The 20,151-nt window shown below is 58.4% G+C and carries 15 protein-coding genes; 5 read left to right on the forward strand and 10 right to left on the reverse strand.

The window, feature by feature from the left end:
- Window positions 1-8: 8 nt before the first annotated feature.
- Complete coding sequence (locus tag AC2CGP_RS14940) at window positions 9-1,583, forward strand: ABC transporter permease (protein WP_213759509.1); 1,575 nt, start codon at window positions 9-11, stop codon at window positions 1,581-1,583.
- A 1-nt stretch (window position 1,584) separates the two neighbouring features.
- The gene (locus AC2CGP_RS14945) at window positions 1,585-2,613 is read left to right on the forward strand and encodes an ABC transporter ATP-binding protein (RefSeq protein WP_048230764.1); all 1,029 of its coding nucleotides are present in this window, start codon (window positions 1,585-1,587) and stop codon (window positions 2,611-2,613) included.
- A gap of 246 nt (window positions 2,614-2,859) precedes the next feature.
- Here AC2CGP_RS14945 and AC2CGP_RS14950 read toward each other — a convergent pair whose 3' ends face one another.
- From AC2CGP_RS14950 to AC2CGP_RS14970, 5 genes are all read right to left on the reverse strand, one after another.
- The gene (locus tag AC2CGP_RS14950) at window positions 2,860-3,825 is read right to left on the reverse strand and encodes a PDR/VanB family oxidoreductase (RefSeq protein WP_032707732.1); all 966 of its coding nucleotides are present in this window, start codon (window positions 3,823-3,825) and stop codon (window positions 2,860-2,862) included.
- A 57-nt stretch (window positions 3,826-3,882) separates the two neighbouring features.
- Window positions 3,883-5,331: an NAD-dependent succinate-semialdehyde dehydrogenase gene (locus tag AC2CGP_RS14955; RefSeq protein ID WP_213759508.1), complete on the reverse strand. Its 1,449-nt coding sequence runs from the start codon at window positions 5,329-5,331 to the stop codon at window positions 3,883-3,885.
- A gap of 18 nt (window positions 5,332-5,349) precedes the next feature.
- Complete coding sequence (gene yeaW / locus AC2CGP_RS14960) at window positions 5,350-6,474, reverse strand: carnitine monooxygenase, oxygenase subunit YeaW (protein ID WP_020079182.1); 1,125 nt, start codon at window positions 6,472-6,474, stop codon at window positions 5,350-5,352.
- Between the two features lie 38 nt (window positions 6,475-6,512).
- Window positions 6,513-8,120: a BCCT family transporter gene (locus tag AC2CGP_RS14965; RefSeq protein ID WP_032705652.1), complete on the reverse strand. Its 1,608-nt coding sequence runs from the start codon at window positions 8,118-8,120 to the stop codon at window positions 6,513-6,515.
- Between the two features lie 764 nt (window positions 8,121-8,884).
- Window positions 8,885-9,970 carry a tartrate dehydrogenase gene (locus tag AC2CGP_RS14970; protein WP_015367268.1) on the reverse strand — a complete coding sequence of 362 codons (1,086 nt, stop codon included), beginning with the start codon at window positions 9,968-9,970 and terminating at the stop codon, window positions 8,885-8,887.
- An 82-nt stretch (window positions 9,971-10,052) separates the two neighbouring features.
- On the opposite strand from AC2CGP_RS14970, the gene AC2CGP_RS14975 reads away from it, so the two are divergent.
- Window positions 10,053-11,048: a LysR family transcriptional regulator gene (locus AC2CGP_RS14975; RefSeq protein ID WP_015367267.1), complete on the forward strand. Its 996-nt coding sequence runs from the start codon at window positions 10,053-10,055 to the stop codon at window positions 11,046-11,048.
- Here the strand turns inward: AC2CGP_RS14975 and puuE are convergent.
- From puuE to puuD, 5 genes are all read right to left on the reverse strand, one after another.
- Window positions 11,035-12,300, reverse strand: coding sequence for a 4-aminobutyrate transaminase (gene puuE / locus AC2CGP_RS14980; RefSeq protein WP_032707736.1), 1,266 nt, complete (start codon window positions 12,298-12,300; stop codon window positions 11,035-11,037). The two genes, AC2CGP_RS14975 and puuE, sit on opposite strands and share 14 nt — an antisense overlap.
- A gap of 46 nt (window positions 12,301-12,346) precedes the next feature.
- The gene (locus AC2CGP_RS14985) at window positions 12,347-13,627 is read right to left on the reverse strand and encodes an NAD(P)/FAD-dependent oxidoreductase (RefSeq protein WP_045365559.1); all 1,281 of its coding nucleotides are present in this window, start codon (window positions 13,625-13,627) and stop codon (window positions 12,347-12,349) included.
- 2 nt (window positions 13,628-13,629) lie between these two features.
- Window positions 13,630-15,117: an aldehyde dehydrogenase PuuC gene (gene puuC / locus AC2CGP_RS14990; RefSeq protein ID WP_045386351.1), complete on the reverse strand. Its 1,488-nt coding sequence runs from the start codon at window positions 15,115-15,117 to the stop codon at window positions 13,630-13,632.
- 250 nt (window positions 15,118-15,367) lie between these two features.
- A complete protein-coding gene (gene puuR, locus AC2CGP_RS14995) occupies window positions 15,368-15,925 on the reverse strand; it encodes an HTH-type transcriptional regulator PuuR (protein ID WP_002898590.1) in 558 nt (185 codons plus the stop codon).
- Window positions 15,926-15,950: 25 nt separating this feature from the next.
- Window positions 15,951-16,703: a gamma-glutamyl-gamma-aminobutyrate hydrolase gene (gene puuD / locus AC2CGP_RS15000; RefSeq protein ID WP_161798760.1), complete on the reverse strand. Its 753-nt coding sequence runs from the start codon at window positions 16,701-16,703 to the stop codon at window positions 15,951-15,953.
- A gap of 225 nt (window positions 16,704-16,928) precedes the next feature.
- Here puuD and AC2CGP_RS15005 point away from each other — a divergent pair, with 225 nt between their 5' ends.
- On the forward strand, window positions 16,929-18,347 hold the full coding sequence (locus tag AC2CGP_RS15005; RefSeq protein ID WP_015367262.1) for a glutamine synthetase family protein: 1,419 nt from the start codon (window positions 16,929-16,931) through the stop codon (window positions 18,345-18,347).
- Window positions 18,348-18,698: 351 nt separating this feature from the next.
- Complete coding sequence (locus tag AC2CGP_RS15010; RefSeq protein ID WP_015367261.1) at window positions 18,699-20,090, forward strand: APC family permease; 1,392 nt, start codon at window positions 18,699-18,701, stop codon at window positions 20,088-20,090.
- The last annotated feature ends 61 nt before the right edge of the window (window positions 20,091-20,151 follow it).

Here is a 20,151-nt window from a genome sequence, read left to right on the forward strand (position 1 = left end):
ATTTATCTATGTCTGTCCTGAGTCTGGTACTCGGAAAGAAAACAGGACGCCTACCCGAGCGCAGGCGTCCTGCATTTCCGATGGTTGCCTTAGCTGTACTGTTTTCAGTAATGGCGTTACTGCCGTTAGGTTTTGTGGCCGCGGTGGGGATTGAGACCGGCTGGCCGACCATTAAAGCACTGGTGTTTCGCCCGCGGGTAGCTGAACTGCTCAGCAATACGCTGTGGCTGACGCTGCTGGCGGTGCCTATCTCTATCGTACTGGGCGTGGCGGTGGCCTGGCTCACTGAACGCACCGCGCTTGCCGGGCGTCAGCTATGGTCGGCGCTGGCGGTCGCGCCGCTGGCTATCCCGGCATTTGTCCAGAGCTATGCCTGGGTCAGCGCGGTTCCCTCGCTGCACGGCCTGTCCGCCGGGGTGTTCCTCTCGGTGCTGGCCTACTATCCTTTTATCTACATGCCGGTGGCGGCGGTACTCCGTCGTCTCGATCCGACGCTGGAAGATGTTGCCGCCTCGTTGGGTACGCCGCCGTGGAAGGTTTTCTTCCGCGTGGTGCTGCCGCAGCTGCGGTTGGCTATCTGCGGCGGTGCGCTGCTGGTGGCGCTGCATCTGCTGGCGGAATATGGCCTGTATGTGATGATTCGCTTCGATACCTTCACCACCGCCATTTATGACCAGTTCCAGTCTACCTTTAGCGGCCCAGCGGCGAATATGCTGGCGGGAGTGCTGGCGCTGTGTTGTCTGGCGATTCTGCTACTGGAAAGCGTCTCGCGCGGCAAAGCGCGTTACGCGCGCATCGGCGCCGGCGCGGCGCGCGAACAGAAGCGTCGTCCGTTGGGTAATGTGGCCGCATGGGGCGCGCAACTGCTGCTGTTGACGCTGGTGATGCTGGCGATGGGCGTCCCGCTGCTGGTGTTGTGCCGCTGGCTATGGCTTGGCGGGGTGGAGAACTGGCTGCATGCCGATCTTTGGCATTCGCTGCGCCAGACCCTGCTGCTGGGAGCGGGCGGCGCGCTGCTGACCACCGCCTGCGCGATTCCTATCGCCTGGCTCGGCGTGCGTTATCCGCGCCGGCTGTTTCGCCTGCTGGAAGGCTGTAATTACATCACCAGCTCACTGCCGGGTATCGTCACCGCGTTGGCGCTGGTGACGGTCACCATCCACTATGCCCGTCCGGTGTACCAGACCGAGGTGACCCTGTTCCTCGCGTACCTGCTGATGTTTATGCCGCGAGCGCTGATTAACCTGCGCGCCGGTATCGCCCAGGCGCCGGTTGAGCTGGAAAATGTCGCCCGTAGCCTTGGGCGCAGCCCGGCCCGCGCCTTATGGAGCGTCACCATGCGGCTGGCCGCGGCGGGAGCGGCCGCTGGCGCCGCGCTGGTGTTTCTTGGCGTGAGCAACGAGCTTACCGCGACGTTGCTGCTATCGCCGTTAGGCACCCGCACGCTGTCGACCGGTTTTTGGGCGTTGACCAGCGAGATCGACTACGTCGCCGCGGCGCCCTATGCGATGCTGATGATCGTGATTTCGCTGCCGCTGACGGCGGTTCTTTATGTGCAGTCGAAAAAAATTGCAGGGTTGTAACATGCTGGAATTGTCTTCTATCTCGAAATCTTTCGCCGACGCGCTGGTGCTTGATAACCTTAATCTGGCAGTAGCGCCGGGAAGCCGTACCGCCATTGTCGGCCCGTCGGGTTCCGGTAAAACCACGCTGCTGCGGATTCTTGCCGGTTTTGAAACCCCCGACAACGGGCGAATCGTTCTGCAGGGCAATACCTTGTTTGCCGAAGGCGTGTTTGTGCCGGCGCATCAGCGCGGGATCGGTTTCGTGCCGCAGGAAGGGGCGCTGTTCCCCCATCTTAACGTCGCAGATAATATTGCCTGGGGACTCGATTGCAGTCGCGAAGAGAAACACCGTCGGGTGGCCGCACTGATGGAGATGGTGGCGTTAGATGCGACATTAGCGAACCACTGGCCGCATGAAATTTCCGGCGGCCAGCAGCAGCGGGTTGCGCTGGCGCGCGCGTTGGCCCAGCGGCCATCCCTGATGTTGCTGGATGAACCTTTCTCGGCGCTGGATACCGGGCTGCGGGCGGCGACGCGCAAAGCCACCGCCGATCTGCTGGCCGAGGCTGGCGTAGCCTCGATCCTGGTCACTCACGACCAGACGGAGGCGCTGTCGTTTGCAAGCCAGGTCGCGGTGATGCGGCAGGGGCGTTTCGCTCAGGTAGGGACGCCGTTCGAGGTCTACTCGCGTCCGGTTGACGAGGCCACCGCGCTATTTCTTGGCGATGCGCTGGTGCTCGACGCCGAGCTCATGGAAGGGCGCGCCCGTTGCGCCATCGGCGAGTTGCCGACCGACGATCCTCACGCCAGCGGCCGCGGACGCGTGATGTTGCGCCCGGAACAACTGCGGGTGTCGTCGTGCGCGCCGCAGGAGAGCGCCTTTCGCATCGTGGATGTCGATTTCGCCGGCCATATCTCCACGCTGACCGTGAGCGCGGCGGGGCAATCGATGCCGCTGGTGCTGAAAACCGTCAGCCAGGCCGCCTGGCAAGCTGGCGCCGCGGTTCGCCTGGACGTTATTGGTCAGGCGCGGATATTTTGCGCATAGCGGTGAAAAGCTGAACGTTCAGCCGGGATAAAAATTGATTTGGCGCGGAGATGCGTTAATTCGCTGCTGATGTAGCACATTGTGCTAATTACACTACCAGCGAAGGCTTTAGTATCCGCGCCACTGATCTCGTCGCCATGGAGTGGTAGGTCGTTGGAATATTTCCGCGGGGTCAGTCCATCTTATTGCGGTGCGAGCTGGAACTGTGATTGTCTCTCCGGCCAGCGCCGCTGGCCGGAGAGCGAGCTATAAATCCAGCACTAACCGGCCGCCTTTAGCGCGTGAGCAGCAGATCAGCATACTCTGCTGGCTGGCTTTCTCTTCATCGCTGTAATACTGATCGCGGTGGTCGGCTTCGCCCTCCAGAATCATCGTTTCGCAGGTGCCGCACACCCCTTCGCGGCACAGACATTCCACCTTCGCCGCTTTGTTATTCTCGATCACCTGCAAAATGGTCATCTCCTGCGGCACGGTAAATTCGCGTCCGGAACGCGCCAGCACCAGGGTAAATGCCTCTCCGCCTTTATCTTCAACGATAAATTGCTCAAAGTGCAGCTGGCTGGCGGGAACCTGATACCGTTCGGCGGCGGCTTTCACCGCCTCGTTAAGCGCTGCCGGGCCGCAGGTATAGATGTGGGTGCCGGGTTCGATATCGGCGAACAGGCGCGACAGGTCGAGACGGCTGCCGAGCGCTGATATGTGAATATCGACCCGGTCGCGCCACGGCGCTGCGCTGAGCGCATCGACGAAAGCATTATTGTCGGCGTCGTGGAAACAGTAGTGCAGCTGCCAGTCAGCCTGCTGCTGTTCCAGTTCAGGAATATGCGCTAAAAACGGCGTAATGCCGATACCGCCGGCGATCAGCAGATGTTTTCGCGCCTGCGGTTCGATGGCGAACAGGTTGTTGGGGGTGGACACCGTCAGGGTATCGCCCGGTCGCACCTGCTGATGCATAAAACGTGAGCCGCCTTTGGAAGGCGACTCCAGACGCACCGCAATCTGCCAGCTGGTGGTATCCAGCGGTGAGCTCATGAGCGAATAGGCATTGCTGTAGCGCTGCTCGCCATCCTGCATCTGGACGATAATATGGCTACCGCCGCTGAATCCCGGCAGCGGGGCGCCGGTCGGCGACACCAGCGTAAAACGCTTAACCTGGGCGGTGATCTGTTCAACATCGCGAACGATCGTCTCAAACATTTGATAATCAGACATCGCGGAACTCCATCAAAAAATCCCGGCGTGGCCAGTGCCGTCGCCGGGAGAGGACATTTACAACCCCTGGCAGAGATACTTCATCTCCAGGTAATCTTCGATTCCGTGTTCCGAGCCTTCGCGGCCAAGACCCGACTGTTTCACTCCGCCAAATGGCGCGACTTCGTTGGAAATCAGCCCGGTATTGATGCCGACCATGCCGTATTCCAGTTGCTCGGAGACGCGCCAGATACGGGCGGCATCGTTGCTGTAAAAATAGGAGGCGAGACCGTAGATGGTGTTATTGGCCTGCTCGATGACCTGCTGCTCATCCTCAAATTTCACCAGCGCGGCCACCGGGCCGAAGATCTCTTCCTGCAGCAGCAGTGACCCCGGCTGTACGTCGCCGATCACCGTAGGGGTGAAGAAATTACCGCCCAGCGGATGCGCTTTACCGCCGGTTAACAGCGTGGCGCCGCGGCTCATGGCGTCGTCGAGCAGGGACTGCACTTTGCGTCCGGCATCGGCGTTGATAAGCGGGCCAATCTGGACATCGGACTCGCTGCCATCGCCCACTTTCAGGGCGGCGACGCGGGCAACGAACTTATCGCAGAATTGGTCGTAGACGGCGCGATGAATATAGAAGCGGTTGACGCAGACGCAGGTTTGCCCGGCGTTGCGGAACTTGGCGATCAGCGCCCCCTCGACCGCTTTATCGATATCGGCGTCGTCAAAGACGATAAACGGCGCGTTACCGCCGAGCTCTAAAGAGAGCTTTTTGATGGATTCCGCGCACTGGCGCATCAGCACGCGGCCGACTTCGGTCGAACCGGTAAAGGAGAGCTTACGCACCCGCTCATCGCCGGTGAACACCGCGCCAATCTCACGCGACTGGCCGGTGACAACGTTAATGACGCCCTGCGGGATCCCGGCCTGATTCGCCAGTTCCGCCATCGCCAGCGCGGTAAACGGCGTTTCATTGGCAGGCTTAATTACCATCGTACAACCCGCGGCCAGCGCCGGGCCGGCCTTACGGGTGATCATCGCCGCCGGGAAGTTCCACGGGGTGATCGCCGCGCAGACCCCCACGCCCTGGCGGATCACCATCAGGCGTTTATCGGCGCCGGGGGAAGGGATTATTTCGCCGTTGGCGCGTTTCCCTTGTTCGGCAAACCACTCAATAAACGAGGCGGCATAGGCGATTTCGCCTTCCGCTTCCGCCAGCGGCTTGCCCTGCTCGGCGGTCATTATCTGCGCCAGCGCGGTCTTGTTTTCGAGGATCAGGCGGTGCCAGTTCTTCAATAGCGCGGCGCGCTGGGCGGCGGTAAGCGCGCGCCATGCCGGCAGCGCGGCTGCGGCGGCATCCACCGCTTGCTGCGCTTCCGCTCGTCCCATATTGGGGATTTGGCCGAGCATCGCGCCGGTGGAGGGATTGCTGACGGCAAGCGATGTACCGTCGGCGGCGTCGCGCCAGCTTCCGGCAATCAGCGCCTGCTGGCGAAACAGATTTGAGTGAAATACGGACATGGCTAACTCCTTCAACAATTACGGCTGGAACACCTGGGCGACCAGATTGTGGAAATGGGCGATCCCGTGCTCGGAGATCCCGCTGCCGCTGTTATCCGCCATAATGCGCCCCTGTCCACGATAGCCGCGGGACTTCAGCCCCTTCTGCACGCTTTCCACCAGGCGCAAATCTTCCGGGCGGAACACGTCGCGATACCACTCAATCAGCGCTTTCTGCTCGTCGGTCAGCTCTTCGTTGGTGAAATAGATGTCGTAATTCTGCAGGGTGGTCTCTTCATCCACCGGGAATTCATAAATGACGGTCATCATGCCCTTGATCGGCGTGACGTTGAGCATGGTGCACGGCCACAGCCAGAAGCCGTGAAACGCGGCGTCGGTGCCTTCTTCGAATTTAAATGACTGCTCGGACGGTTTGGCGAAGCCATACTGCAGCGTCCATTTGCCGTGCATGGTGTGCCAGTAACGGTCAACCTGCACGGAATCCGAGAAGCCCGGGTGCGCCGGGCCGCAGTGGTAACATTCCAGATAGTTATCGACGATATTTTTCCAGTTCGCCGGGGTAAGAGTGGTAAAGCGGGCCGCCAGTTTCAGCTCATGAACATCCGGGCAGGCTTCCAGCACTTTGTCCTGCAGCCCCGGTAGCTGCGTTTCCACGCTCTCCGCTTGCGGGTTCATATTGATAAACACAAAGCCGGCATACTCTTCAAGGCGAACCGGCACAAGCGTTGCCTTATCGCTATCGAAATTCTCCACGTTTTCGCAGTTGCGGGCGTGGGCGAGATTGCCGTCCAGCTTGAAGGCCCAGGCGTGATAGGGGCAGGTAATCACGTTTTTGGCTTTACCCTCGCCGCTCAGCAACTGGTGGCCGCGGTGTGGGCAGACGTTATAGAAGGCGCGCAGAATGTTGTCGCGCCCGCGGACGATAACGATATTTTCGCCGATGATCTCTCGGGTAATGTAATCGTTCGGCCTGGCGACTTCGCTGCCGTGGGCGACGCAAATCCAGCTATTGGCGAAGATACGCTCTTTCTCGTGCTCAAACGCCTGGCTGTCGGTGTAAAAACGGGCCGGAATGGTCCAGGCGTCCTGTGGATTGGCACAAAAGTTAATCGGCAGGGTAAAGTCAGGGCTTAAATTGCTCATGTAGGGTCACCTTGTGATTATTGTCAGTAAGCGTTTTTTTACAGCGACTGGCCGTCGCCTTTGAGTACCGCGCCAACCGGCAGCGTCTCGGCTTTAACGATCGGCTCGGGCGTATGGGTTTCTATCTGATGCACAGGCACGTGGGCGTAGTCCTGTTTTAGCCAGCGTACAAAGCCGCCGGTCTTGATCAGTAAAATGGCAAGGAACGGTAAGGCGGTTAGCACCACGGTGGTTTTCATGGTTTCCAGCGAAGCGCCGGTAAACAGAATCGATAGCGGGATAAGGGTTATCACCACGCACCAGAACAGGCGCATGCCGCGATCCGGATCCTCGCCTTCGCGCAGGTTACGGGTACTGGTCGCCGCCATGGTGTAGGCCACCGCATCCATGTGCGAAGCGAGGAAAACAATCATCACGAACAGATAGGCGGCGAGGAACAGCTTGCCCGCCGGCAGCGACATCAGCACCTGTTGGACGGCGGTTTCGCCGCCGAGGGACTGCATCACCTGCGGCACGTTAATCACGCCGTTGACGAACTGATGCATGGCATAGCTTTCCATCACCCCGAAGAAGAACCAGCAGCCGACGGTGCTGCCGAGGATAAGCCCCCAGATCACCTCTTTAATCTTACGGCCGCGGGAGACGCGGGTGACGAACATCGCCACCCCAGGGGTATAGGAGATCCACCACAACCAGTAGAAGACGGTCCAGTTGCGGGTAAAGGCGCCGTCGCCGAGCGGGTCGGTAAACAGGCTCATCTGCAGAAAGTTTTGGCTCGTCAGACCGATGGCGTTGATGATGTTATTGGTGATGAATTCGGTCGGGCCGATCAGTAATACCACCAACGGCAGCAGGAACGCCCCCCAGCCGACCATTTTGCTCAGACGCTGCAGGCCGTTGTTGATGCCAATCCACGAACTCATGCAGAAAATACCGCCGGAGAGCAGGATCACAAACGCCTGGACGGTGAAGTTATCCGGCAGTCCGGTGAGTGCTGACAGGCCGCGGGTGAAGGTGGCGGCAGTGACTACCAGCGAAATGGTTAACGCGCCGACGGTGGCAATCAGGAACATCAGATCGACCAGGCGGCCCCAAAAGCCCTGCGGATTAACGCCGGTGATCGCCGAAATAATCCCGGAAAGGCTGAGGCCTTTATTTTTCCGCACGTGGAAGTGATAGGCCATGATCAGCGAGGCGAGGGTGTAGGTCGCCCACGCGCTAATGCCCCAGTGGAAGAAAGAGTACGGGATGCTGTACTCCAGCGCTTTTGCTGAATGCGGCGCAATATTCAGGCCAGGGGTCTGGTAGTAATAAGCCCACTCGGCAACACCCCAGTACAGCGTAGAGGAGCCGAGTCCAGCGCAGATAAACATAAACAGCCATGAGAGAGTACTGTACTCGGCTTTGCCTTCGCCGAGCCGGATATTGCCGTATTTGCTGGTGGCCAGATATAACACCAGTCCCAGCGCCAGCAGCACCAGCACCTGTACCGCGGAACCCAGCAGGCGGGTGACGCCGTTAAAAATCGAATTAGCCGCCTGGGCGGTTTGTTGGGGGAAGAGACTTAATGTAGCGGCGATGAAAACAATGGCCGCCAGGCTGATGACAATCAGCGGCACATCTTTTTTCTTTACGTTGCTCAACATGAGTGATCTCCTGGGCACGGTTGCCCGTCGGTGGCTTTAGCCTGTCGTTGTTATCACGCTGTAGGGTCAGGGTTCGTAGCAAAATGCTATTAACAATTAGATTATTTCTTCGTTACATGAATTAAACAATTGGCCGATTCGTGAAGCAATAAAACACGGAACGGAAATAATAAAAGGTGAATTGGCGCAGGTTCTTTCCTTTCAGGAATCAATAAAGTTCGCCGCTGTGATGCGGTTCACTTGTCAATCGTGGGGTTTTCTGCATTCAGAGGATAGAGGGGAGTTGGCGCGAGTTTTCCCGGGTAGCGGCTGCGCCTTACCCGGGCTACGGTCCGAGCGACCTGCCTTTTATTTATTCACCACGCTGGCTGAAACTGCTGGTGTTGGTGGCCTCAAAATCGCTGAGACGTTCCCGGAAGGCCGGGGCAGCCCGCATGGATGCGGGCTGAGGGCCGTGTTTTGCAAGGACGCTGCCTCGGCCCGACCCGAAGCCTGCAGGGATAAGTCGAAGGTACCACGAAGTGGCGATTTTGGCGGCCAGAGCCCGGGAGTACAGAGGGCGGCGGCGACTGGCCGCCCTCTGTGCGCTCCCTGCGCCATGAGAGCTATAACGCAGAAGAAATATCGGGAGCGCAATGTGCTCTGAATTAACACAAAGCACATGTTTTTCCCGGACCAAAACCGTTGCAAACCGATGCGATATCTACATGAGCGTGCCATTGTTGCCCCGGTAAGCGCAGCGCCACCGGGGGCGGCCGGAGTAATTACGCCAAAATGGCCTTGCAGATAGCGTCGCTGACCTGCTGCGTTGAGGCGTTGCCTTTCATGTCCGGGGTTTTCGGCCCGCTGGCGATCACCTGCTCTATCGCCGCCAGAATGCCGTTGTGCGCGGCATGGTAGCGCTCGTCGCCGTTTCCGAGGAAATCGAGCATCATCGCCCCAGCCCAAACGGTAGCGATCGGGTTGGCGATATTTTTACCGTAAATATCCGGCGCCGACCCGTGAACCGGTTCGAACAGCGACGGGAAGGTCCGCTCTGGGTTCAGGTTAGCCGACGGCGCAATACCGATAGTGCCGGTACAGGCCGGGCCGAGATCCGACAGAATATCGCCAAACAAATTGGAGCCGACGACCACGTCGAAACGTTCCGGCTGCAGCACGAAGCGGGCGCAGAGAATATCGATATGCTGCTTGTCCCAGCGAATTTCGGGATAGCTTTTGGCCATCTCTTCCACGCGCTCATCCCAGTAGGGCATGCTGATCGCCAGACCGTTAGATTTAGTTGCGGAGGTCAGCGTTTTGCGCGGGCGGCTTTGCGCCAGCTCAAAGGCGTAGCGCAGGATCCGGTCAACGCCGCGGCGGGTGAAGACCGACTCCTGAATCACCACTTCATGCTCGGTGCCTTCATTGGCGCGGCCGCCGAGGGCGGAATATTCACCTTCGGTATTTTCGCGCACCACGTAAAAATCGATGTCGCCGGCCTTTTTACCTGCCAGCGGACAGGGGACGCCGGGGAACAGGCGCACCGGGCGCAGGTTGACGTACTGATCGAACTCACGGCGGAACTTCAGTAGCGATCCCCACAGGGAGATATGGTCGGGGACGGTATCCGGCCAGCCGACGGCGCCGAAATAGATAGCATCGAAGCCCTGCAATTGCTCGCGCCAGTCGTCCGGCATCATCTTGCCGTGATGGGCGTAATATTCGCAGCTTGCCCACTCCATCTGTTCGAAGCTCAGCGACAGATCCCAACGCTGCGCGGCGGCTTGCAGCACGCGAATACCTTCAGGCAGAACTTCTTTACCAATTCCGTCACCGGGGATGGCGGCAATACGACAGGTTTTTTTCATTCCGGTTCTCACTTTTTAGCGATGATGTTTGACCACCTGCCTATCCTATAATTGACTGGTTCATAATTAATCACGCTAACTGGTGAAACATAAAACACAGATCATGAATAATCTGCCGCTGCTAAATGATTTACGCGTGTTCATGCTGGTCGCTCGCCGGGCCGGTTTTGCCGCCGCCGCCGAGGAGCTTGGCGTCTCACCGGCGTTCGTCAGCAAGCGGGTTTCGCTGCTGGAGCAAACCCTGCATGTGATGTTGCTGCACCGTACCACCCGTCGGGTCACCATTACCGAAGAGGGGGAGCGGATCTACGAATGGGCGCAGCGCATTCTGCAGGATGTGGATGAGATGATGGACGAGCTTTCCGACGTGCGTCAGGTACCGCAGGGAACGCTGCGTATTATTAGCAGCTTTGGTTTTGGCCGTCGGGTGGTGGCGCCGGCGCTGTCGGCGCTGGCGCGCCAGTACCCACAACTTGAGCTGCGCTTCGATGTCCAGGACCGGCTGGTGGATTTAGTCAATGAAGGGGTGGATCTCGATATTCGCGTCGGCGACGATATCGCGCCGAATCTGATCGCCCGCAAGCTGGCGACCAACCATCGTATTCTCTGCGCGTCGCCGCAGTTTCTTGCCCGCCATCCGCAGCCGAAGCAGCTTAGCGATCTGGCTACCTTGCCCTGTCTGGTGATTAAAGAGCGCGACCATCCGTTTGGCGTCTGGCAATTGCACAGCAAAGAGGGCCAGCACGCGATCAAAGTGACCGGGCCGCTCTCCTCCAACCATGGTGAAATCGTGCATCAGTGGTGTCTGGATGGACAGGGGATCGCGTTACGCTCATGGTGGGATGTCAGTGAAAATATCGCCAGCGGCCATCTGGTGCACGTGCTGCCGGACTACTTCCAGCCCGCCAACGTCTGGGCGGTCTACGTGTCGCGGCTGGCGACCTCAGCCAAAATTCGCACCACCGTGGAGTTTCTGCGCCACTATTTTCAGCAACACTATCCCCAGCAGTGTATCGTCAGCAGCGAGGAAAACAGCCGGCGACCAGCGCCGCCGGCGGAGGGCGTTACAGACGAGTGACGCTCTGCAGAATCGTCAGCGCGCGGGAGAATTGGGCATCCGGGATGGTCAACGGATAGAGGAAGCGAATAACGTTGCCATACTGACCGCAGGTCAACAACAGCAGGCCCTGCTCCAGCGCCTGCTGCTGGATTTTCTGCGCAATCGCCGCCGACGGTTCGCCGGTCGCCGGATCGAAGAACTCGGCGGCGATCATCGAACCCACGCCGCGCGCTTCCACCAGCGCCGGACACCAGCCCTTAACTTCCTGTAGCGTCGCCAGCAGGCGCTCGCCGAGGAACTGGGCGCGCTCGCAAAGCGCTTCGTTATCAATGATATCCAGCACCGCATGCGCGGCCGCCACCGCCAGCGGGTTGCCGGCGTAGGTGCCGCCTAAGCCGCCCGGCGCCGGGGCATCCATAATCTGCGCGTTACCAACCACGCCGGAAAGCGGCATGCCGCCCGCCAGGCTTTTGGCCATCGTCATCAGATCCGGTTTATCGACATAGTGATCCATGGCGAACAATTTACCGGTGCGGGCAAAGCCGCTCTGTACTTCATCGGCAATCATCACGATGCCGTGCTCATCGCAGAGGCGGCGTACTGCGGCAACCAGCTCTTTCGGCGCGACGTTAAAACCGCCTTCGCCCTGTACCGGTTCGAAAATAATCGCCGCCACCTGTTTGGCTTCGATATCGGCTTTGAACAGGCGTTCAAGGGCGGTAATCGAATCGGCGGTGCTGATGCCGTGCAGCGCTGACGGGTACGGCACGTGGTATACCGAGCCGGGGAACGGCCCGAAGCCCAGTTTGTACGGCGCGACCTTACCGGTTAGCGCCATCGTCATATAGGTACGGCCATGGAAACCGCCGCCGAAGGCGATAACGCCGGGGCGTCCGGTATGGGCACGGGCGATTTTCACCGCGTTTTCGACCGCTTCCGCGCCGGTAGAGAAGAAGGCGGTTTTTGCTGGACCTTTTACCGGCGCCAGTTCGTTGAGCTTCTCTGCCAGTGACACATAGCTTTCATAAGGCACGATCTGATAGGCGGTATGGGTAAATTGCTGCAGCTGCTGTTCAACCGCGGCGACCATCCGCGGATGACGATGACCGGTATTCAGCACCGCGATGCCGGCGGCGAAATCGATATATTCATTGCCTTCGACATCGGTCAAGGTGGCGTTTTGCGCGCTCTGGGCAAAGAAGTTGCACATAACGCCCACCCCGCGCGGGGTAGCGGAAAGACGACGCTGATGGAATTCATTGTTGCTCATAATAAACACCCTTTAGCAAAAGTTAATCACGGAACCGAACGGCAAATCAGACCCCAAGGCGGTCGCGCAGGCTGTAGTAGGCGGCGCCCATGGCGGTAAAAGGAATTCGCAGGCTGCGCCCGCCCGGGAACGGGTAGTGCGGCAGTTTGGCGAAGGCATCGAAGCGCTCGGCATCGCCGCGCAGCAGTTCTGAAATCAAGCGTCCGGCCAGATGGGTGCAGGTTACGCCGTGGCCGCTGTAGCCCTGCATGTAGTAAATATTGTTATCGAGACGGCCGAATTGCGGCATACGCGACAGGGTCAGCAGGAAGTTGCCGGTCCAGCGGTAGTCAATTTTCACCCCCTGCAGCTGCGGGAAGGTTTTCAGCAGCTTCGGCATAATCAGCCGCTCAACGTCGTCCGGGTCACGGGCGCCGTAGACAACGCCGCCGCCGTACAGCAGGCGGTTGTCGCCGGTAAGACGGTAGTAGTCCAGCAGGTAGTTACAATCTTCCACACAGTAGTTTTTCGGGATCAGCGAGCGGGCGAGCGCTTCCGGCAGCGGTGCGGTCGTCACGACCTGAGTGCCGCACGGCATGCTGCGTTTTGCCAGTTCCGGCTCAAGCTTGTCGCCGAGATAGGCGTTACCGGCGACGATCACGTAGCGCGCGGTTACCTGGCCGCGCGCGGTACTGACCACCGCCGGGCTGGTGTGCTGAATTCGGGTCACCGGCGACTGCTCATATACCCGGCCGCCGTTAAGACGAATAGCGTCCGCTTCGCCGATGGCGAGGTTCAGGGGGTGAATATGGCCGCCGCTGTGGTCGAGCAGGGCGCCGACGTAGCGGTCGCTGTCTACTTCGCGACGAATGGCATGGCTGTCGAGCAGCTCCAGTTGGGTATTGCCGTAGCGCTCCCAGTTGGCTTTTTGCTCTTCCAGCGTTTCCATTTGCTTATGGTTCATGGCCACAAACAGGCCGCCTGGGCGGTAATCGCACTGGATCTGGTAGCGCTGAATGCGCTCGCGAATAATATCGCCGCCTTCGAACATCATGCTGCCGAGCATTTTGGCCGCATCCGGGCCGTAGTTCTTCTCAATAACGTCGATATCGCGGCTATAGGAGTTAACCAGCTGTCCGCCGTTACGGCCGCTGGCGCCGAAGCCGATACGCGCGCCTTCCAGCACCACCACGTCGTAACCCATTTCGGCCAGATGCAGGGCCGAGGAGAGGCCGGTGTAGCCGCCGCCGACGACGCAGACATCACAGGTGATTGATTCCTCCAGCGTCGGGAACGGTTCATATTTATTGGCGCTGGCGGCGTAGTAGCTAGTGGTATGTTCAGTCATGATCAAGACTCCAGAGCAATCCAGATGGTTTTCAGTTCGGTGAATTTTTCCAGCGCGTGCAGCGATTTATCGCGCCCGTTGCCGCTCTGCTTATAGCCGCCGAACGGGACGGTCATATCACCATCGTTGTAGTTGTTGACGAAGACCGAGCCGGCCTTCAGGCGGCGACTCATGCGGTGGGCGCGCGACAGATCGCGGGTCCACACCGCGGCGCCAAGACCGTAGTCGCTGTCGTTGGCCAGCTGCAGCGCCTCTTCTTCGCTTTTGAAGCGCGTGACGACCAGCACCGGGCCGAAGATCTCTTCGCGGCTGAGGGTTGAGGCCGGGTCGACATCAACGAAAATGGTCGGGCCGACGGCGGCAGGCCACGGATTTTTGCGCCCGTCGAGGAATAGCGTGCTTTTGGTTTCACCGCCGCGGATAAAGCTGTGCACGCTGTCGGCATGGGCGTTATCAATTAACATTCCCATGGTGGTATCGGGATCGAGCGGATTACCCGGCTGCCAGTTTTGCGCCTGTGCTTTCAGTAATGCCAGGAACTCGTCGGCGATGCTCTCTTCCAGCAGCAGGCGGGTGCCGGCGATGCAGACCTGCCCCTGGTTATAGAAGATACCGCCGGCGGTGGCGTTGACCGCTTTTTGCAGATCCGGACAGTCGGCGAAGACGATATTGGCGCTCTTACCGCCCGCTTCCAGCCACACGCGCTTCATATTGCTGTCGCCGGCATCTTTCAGCAGCTGTTTGCCGGTACGCGTGGATCCGGTGAAAGTGATGACTTCAACGTCAGGATGCAGCGCCAGCGCCTGTCCGGCCTCGTGGCCAAAGCCGCTGACCACGTTTAACACCCCGTCCGGAAGTCCGGCTTCTTTCGCAAGCCCAGCCAGACGCAGGGCGGTGAGCGGCGATTTTTCCGAGGGTTTGAGGATTACGCTATTACCTGCCGCCAGCGCCGGGCCGAGTTTCCAGCAGGCCAGCAGCAGCGGGAAGTTCCACGGCACTACCGCGGCAATCACGCCAATCGGTTCACGAACGATCATTGCCAGCTCGTTGCCGCCGGTGGGCGCCACTTCGCCATAAACTTTATCCAGCGCTTCGGCGTACCAGCGAATGGCGCGGGCGGCGCCGGGAATATCGTCGCGCAGGCTGTGGCGAATCGGTTTGCCGGTATCGAGCGTTTCCAGCAGTGCCAGCTCTTCACGATGGGTTTCCATCAGGTCAGCAAATTTCGTGAGAACCGCTTTACGCCGGGCCGGAGAGGCCTGCGACCAGTCGCCGTTATCAAAAGCCTGACGCGCGGCTTTCACTGCCCGTTCGACGTCGGCTGTTTTACCGCGGGCGACCTGCGCTAATGTCTGCTGTGCGGCAGGGTCGATAGTCTCAAAGGTGGTATTATCGGCCGCGGCGCAATATTCGCCGTTAATAAATAAGCGCGTTTCAATGGCCAGTTTTTTCGCTTTTTCCTGCCAGTAAGCCAGGTGCTGAAAATTCATCATGACTCCTTAAAAACATCATCGGCAAAATATAGGGTTCGGCGTTTTCAGGCTGCTCAGGGCGCAGGGCGTCCCCGGGGTAGAAAACCGTCTCTTCGCCATTCACTGGCGTTAATTATCTTTGGGCCGGCAGGAAATAAGATTTCCGCGCTGCGCAGGTATTAGTACTGCGAGTTCTTCGCCGCGGCGGAAATATTACATCCGCCGCGACAGGCCTGAAGAAAGCCTGAAACCTGCTCAGGCTAAGAAATCAGAATGTGGTGGGGGTATGGGCACTGATAATGCGGCAGATACCTGCCGAGGTGTTGCTGAAGCTATGAGGGATGCCGGTATTAATGGCATAGCTCTGTCCAGCCACCAGGTGGTACGACTGACCGTTAATCGTCAGCACGATCTCACCTTCCAGTATGGTGCCTATCTCCTCACCCTGATGCTTAATTCTCTCCCCGGTTGTGGTCCCAGGCTGGTAAGTTTCAAAAATCATCGCCAGCGTACGGTTCGGATTTCCGTTATGAACCAGTTTCATTGAAACGCCCTGACTCCCCATTTCGATAAGATCGTCCTGATTAATGACGACCTGCGGTTCATCCGGCTTTTCGGGTTCAGAAAAGAATTCCGAGAGCGACAGCCCATATACTTTCAGCAGCTTTTGCAGCGTACTGATGGCAGGACTGACTTTGTCCTGCTCTATGGTGCTGATGGCACTATGTGTTAACCCAGACAGTTCGGCGGCACGACGCTGTGAAAGACCCAGCTGTTGGCGGATCTCTGACAGACGTTTCCCTGGCGCCAGTCCGTCATCGCTCATATTTGCATTTCCTTAACTGTAGTGGTCAGAGCCGCCGCTTTTCGGCGACATGGCTCTGACAGGCGGTGATAAAACCATCAAACAACATACGCGACAGGGCGTATTCGCTACTGTTCCATTCAGGATGCCATTGCACGCCCAGCGCGAAAGGGTGGTCGTTGACGCTGACCGCCTCAACCAGCCCATCCGGTGAACGGGCCTCCACGCGCAGACGCGAACCCAGCGTTTTTGCGCCCTGGCCGTGTAGCGAGTTTACCCAAAACGTGTTGCAGCCCGGTATTAACTGAGAAAGTAAACCTCCTTCCTGCACCTCCACCTGGTGGGACGGCGCATACTGCTGCTCCACCGGTAGTTCAGGATCTTCGCGATGCTCCAGCAGTTCCGGCTGTTCAAACAGACGACGATACAGAGTCCCGCCGGTGGCGACAACCAGTTCCTGCAGCCCTCGGCAGATGGCGAAAATGGGGATGCGCCTTTCGAGCGCGGCGTTAATTAGCGCCATGCTCAGAAGATCACGCCCGGGGTCGGCGTCAGGCTCATCGCCGTTTTCACCATAAAGGTGCGGCTGCACGTTGCTGGGGCTGCCTGGCAGGTAGATCCCGTCCAGTTTATCGACTAACGCATCCAGCAGTTCCGGCTCGGCCAGCGCGTGCGGCAGGGCAATCGGCAGTCCGCCAGCGTTAACAATGGCATTCAGGTACTTTTCTTGCAGAGTCTGGGTCTGGTGACCCTTAAGCCTGTTTCTACACATCACGACGCCAATAACTGGCTTGTACATTATATTTTCCATGATCGCCCTCACAAAGTGGACTAAATTATGACCGCCAGTGGCTGATAAACGGCCATATCGTTCAATATTTTCTCAATCTAGCAGTGGAAATAGCCGTTTGCAAACTTAATTTAACATTTGACAAACATTTTGTTTGCATACACATTCGAAGGGTGGACATTATATTTGACGTTTTCAGTCAGGGTCCGAAAACTAAAACAACGGCGGTGAATCATGGATACCAATATCGTAGAAGTTGAGAATTTTGTTCAGCAGACGGAAGAGAGACGGGTAAGCGCGTTCGCTAAAGAAGTGAAGCGCTACCTCGAAACCTACCCCAACACTCAGTATGTCGATGTACTCCTCACAGACCTGAACGGCTGCTTCCGCGGCAAACGCATTCCGGTCGCCAGCCTCAGCAAGCTGGAGAAGGGCTGCTACTTCCCGGCGTCCGTTTTCGCGATGGATATTCTCGGCAACGTGGTGGAAGAGGCCGGGCTTGGCCAGGATATGGGCGAACCGGACCGCAGCTGTGTCCCGGTATTGGGCACGTTGACCCCTTCGGCAGCCGATCCGGAATACATCGGCCAGGTCCTGTTGACCATGGTTGATGAAGATGGCGCTCCCTTTGACGTTGAGCCGCGGAACGTACTCAACCGCCTCTGGCAGCAGCTCCGCCAGCGCGGATTGTTCCCCGTGGTAGCGGTAGAGCTGGAGTTCTATTTACTCGATCGCAAACGCGATGCCGAAGGCTACCTGCAGCCGCCGTGCGCGCCCGGCACCGACGACCGTAATACCCAAAGCCAGGTCTATTCCGTTGATAACCTCAACCATTTTGCCGATGTACTGAATGATATTGACGAACTGGCCCAGTTACAGCTGATCCCGGCGGATGGCGCGGTGGCCGAAGCCTCTCCGGGGCAGTTCGAAATCAACCTCCACCACACCGATAACGTGCTGGATGCGTGCGATGATGCGCTGGCATTAAAACGTCTCGTGCGTTTAATGGCGGAGAAGCATAAGATGCACGCCACTTTTATGGCGAAACCTTATGAAGAGCATGCGGGTAGCGGGATGCATATCCATATCAGCATGCAAAACAATAAGGGCGAAAACGTGCTGGCGGATGCGGACGGCGAGGATTCAGCCCTGCTGAAACGCGTGCTGGCCGGGATGATTGATCTGATGCCGGCGTCGATGGCGCTGCTGGCGCCGAACGTGAACTCGTATCGTCGCTTCCAGGCGGGCATGTATGTGCCGACGCAGGCGTCATGGGGGCATAACAACCGTACGGTAGCGCTGCGCATTCCGTGTGGCGATCGGCATAACCACCGCGTTGAATACCGCGTAGCCGGGGCGGACGCCAACCCGTATCTGGTGATGGCGGCGATTTTCGCCGGTATCCTGCACGGGCTGGATAATCCGCTGCCGCTGCAGGACGAGGTGGAAGGTAACGGTCTGGAACAAGAAGGCTTGCCGTTCCCGATCCGCCAGAGCGACGCCCTGTGGGAGTTTATGCAAAACGATCATCTGCGGGAGCGTCTTGGCGAGCGTTTCTGCCACGTTTACCACGCCTGTAAGAATGATGAGTTACTGCAGTTCGAGCGTCTTATCACAGAAACGGAAATTGAGTGGATGTTGAAAAACGCCTGATGTTCGCCCCGTAAGGGGCGCATTAGTTTAATCGGTAGCATCATACGGCCTGAGCGGAGCCTGGTCGTTCTTTTTTGCTGGGAGCCCAGCCATTTCCCGGATGTCGCGTTAAGGAGCGCAGGCGGCAACGGGGCTTCAGTTAACGACACAGTGTGTGACGAGGAAATGAGATGATGCAGATGTTCAAATATCCGCAGGGAGAAGGGGGCCTCTTTGGCCGCATTGGATGCCAACTTACCGCCGTTCATCGGTCCGTCTTACCCTTTTATTTACGCCTTACCCCCTTGCTAAGCAGGTTTGTTACCCGGTCTTTGTGCCCGCAAACTGTCGTCGGCATGGGGGGAATGCGTCATGGCTGCTAATCTTCCTGCAGAAAACGCCGCTCAGGCGGGGAAACCGCGTCTGCGTAAATCGCTCAAACTGTGGCAAGTGGTAATGATGGGGCTGGCTTATCTAACCCCCATGACGGTGTTTGATACCTTCGGCATCGTTTCCGGTATCAGCAATGGCCACGTTCCGGCCTCGTATTTGCTGGCGCTGGCTGGAGTGCTGTTCACCGCCATCAGCTACGGCAAGCTGGTGCGCCAGTTCCCGGAAGCGGGCTCGGCCTACACCTATGCGCAAAAATCAATTAGCCCGCACATCGGTTTTATGGTCGGCTGGTCCTCGCTGCTCGACTATCTGTTCCTGCCGATGATTAACGTCCTTTTGGCGAAGATCTACCTCTCCGCGCTGTTTCCGGAAGTGCCGCCGTGGGTGTGGGTGGTGACCTTTGTCGCCATTCTGACCGCGGCGAATCTGAAAAGCGTTAACCTGGTGGCCAACTTCAATACCCTGTTCGTGCTGGTGCAGATCTCCATCATGGTGGTGTTTGTGATTCTGGTGGTACAAGGGCTGCATAAGGGCGAGGGCGTTGGCACCGTCTGGTCGCTGCAGCCGTTTATCAGCGAGAATGCGCATCTGATCCCGATTATTACCGGCGCGACGATTGTCTGCTTCTCGTTCCTCGGCTTTGACGCCGTTACCACGCTTTCTGAAGAAACCCCGAATGCCGCGCGGGTGATCCCGAAGGCCATCTTCCTTACCGCGATGTACGGCGGCATTATTTTTATCGTCGCCTCGTTCTTTATGCAGCTGTTCTTCCCGGATATCCATCGCTTTAAAGATCCGGACGCCGCGCTGCCGGAAATAGCGCTGTATGTCGGCGGCAAGCTGTTCCAGTCGATTTTCCTGTGCACCACTTTTGTTAATACCCTGGCATCGGGCCTGGCGTCACACGCCAGCGTGTCGCGCTTGCTGTACGTGATGGGCCGCGATAACGTCTTCCCGGAGCGCATTTTCGGCTATGTGCATCCGAAATGGCGTACCCCGGCGCTGAACGTGATTATGGTGGGCATCGTCGCGCTGTCGGCGCTGTTCTTCGACCTGGTGACCGCGACGGCGCTTATCAACTTCGGCGCGCTGGTGGCCTTTACCTTCGTTAATCTCTCGGTATACAACCACTTCTGGCGGCGCAAGGGGTATAACAAAACCTGGAAAGATCGCTTCCACTATCTGCTGTTGCCAATGGTCGGCGCCCTGACCGTGGGGGTGCTGTGGTTGAACCTCGAGGCGACCTCGCTGACGCTGGGGCTGGTGTGGGCCGCGCTGGGATTGCTTTATCTGACCTACCTGACCCGCCGTTTCCGTAAACCGCCGCCGCAGTTTGACGCGACGAAAGCGGAGCAGGCCTGGGAGTCGTAATTTGCTGTTACCACGACAACCAGGCAGCCAGGCCTGATATCGAATAAGGGCTCCATGTTTA

The organism is Klebsiella sp. SYXHC3 (genome assembly GCF_057196925.1).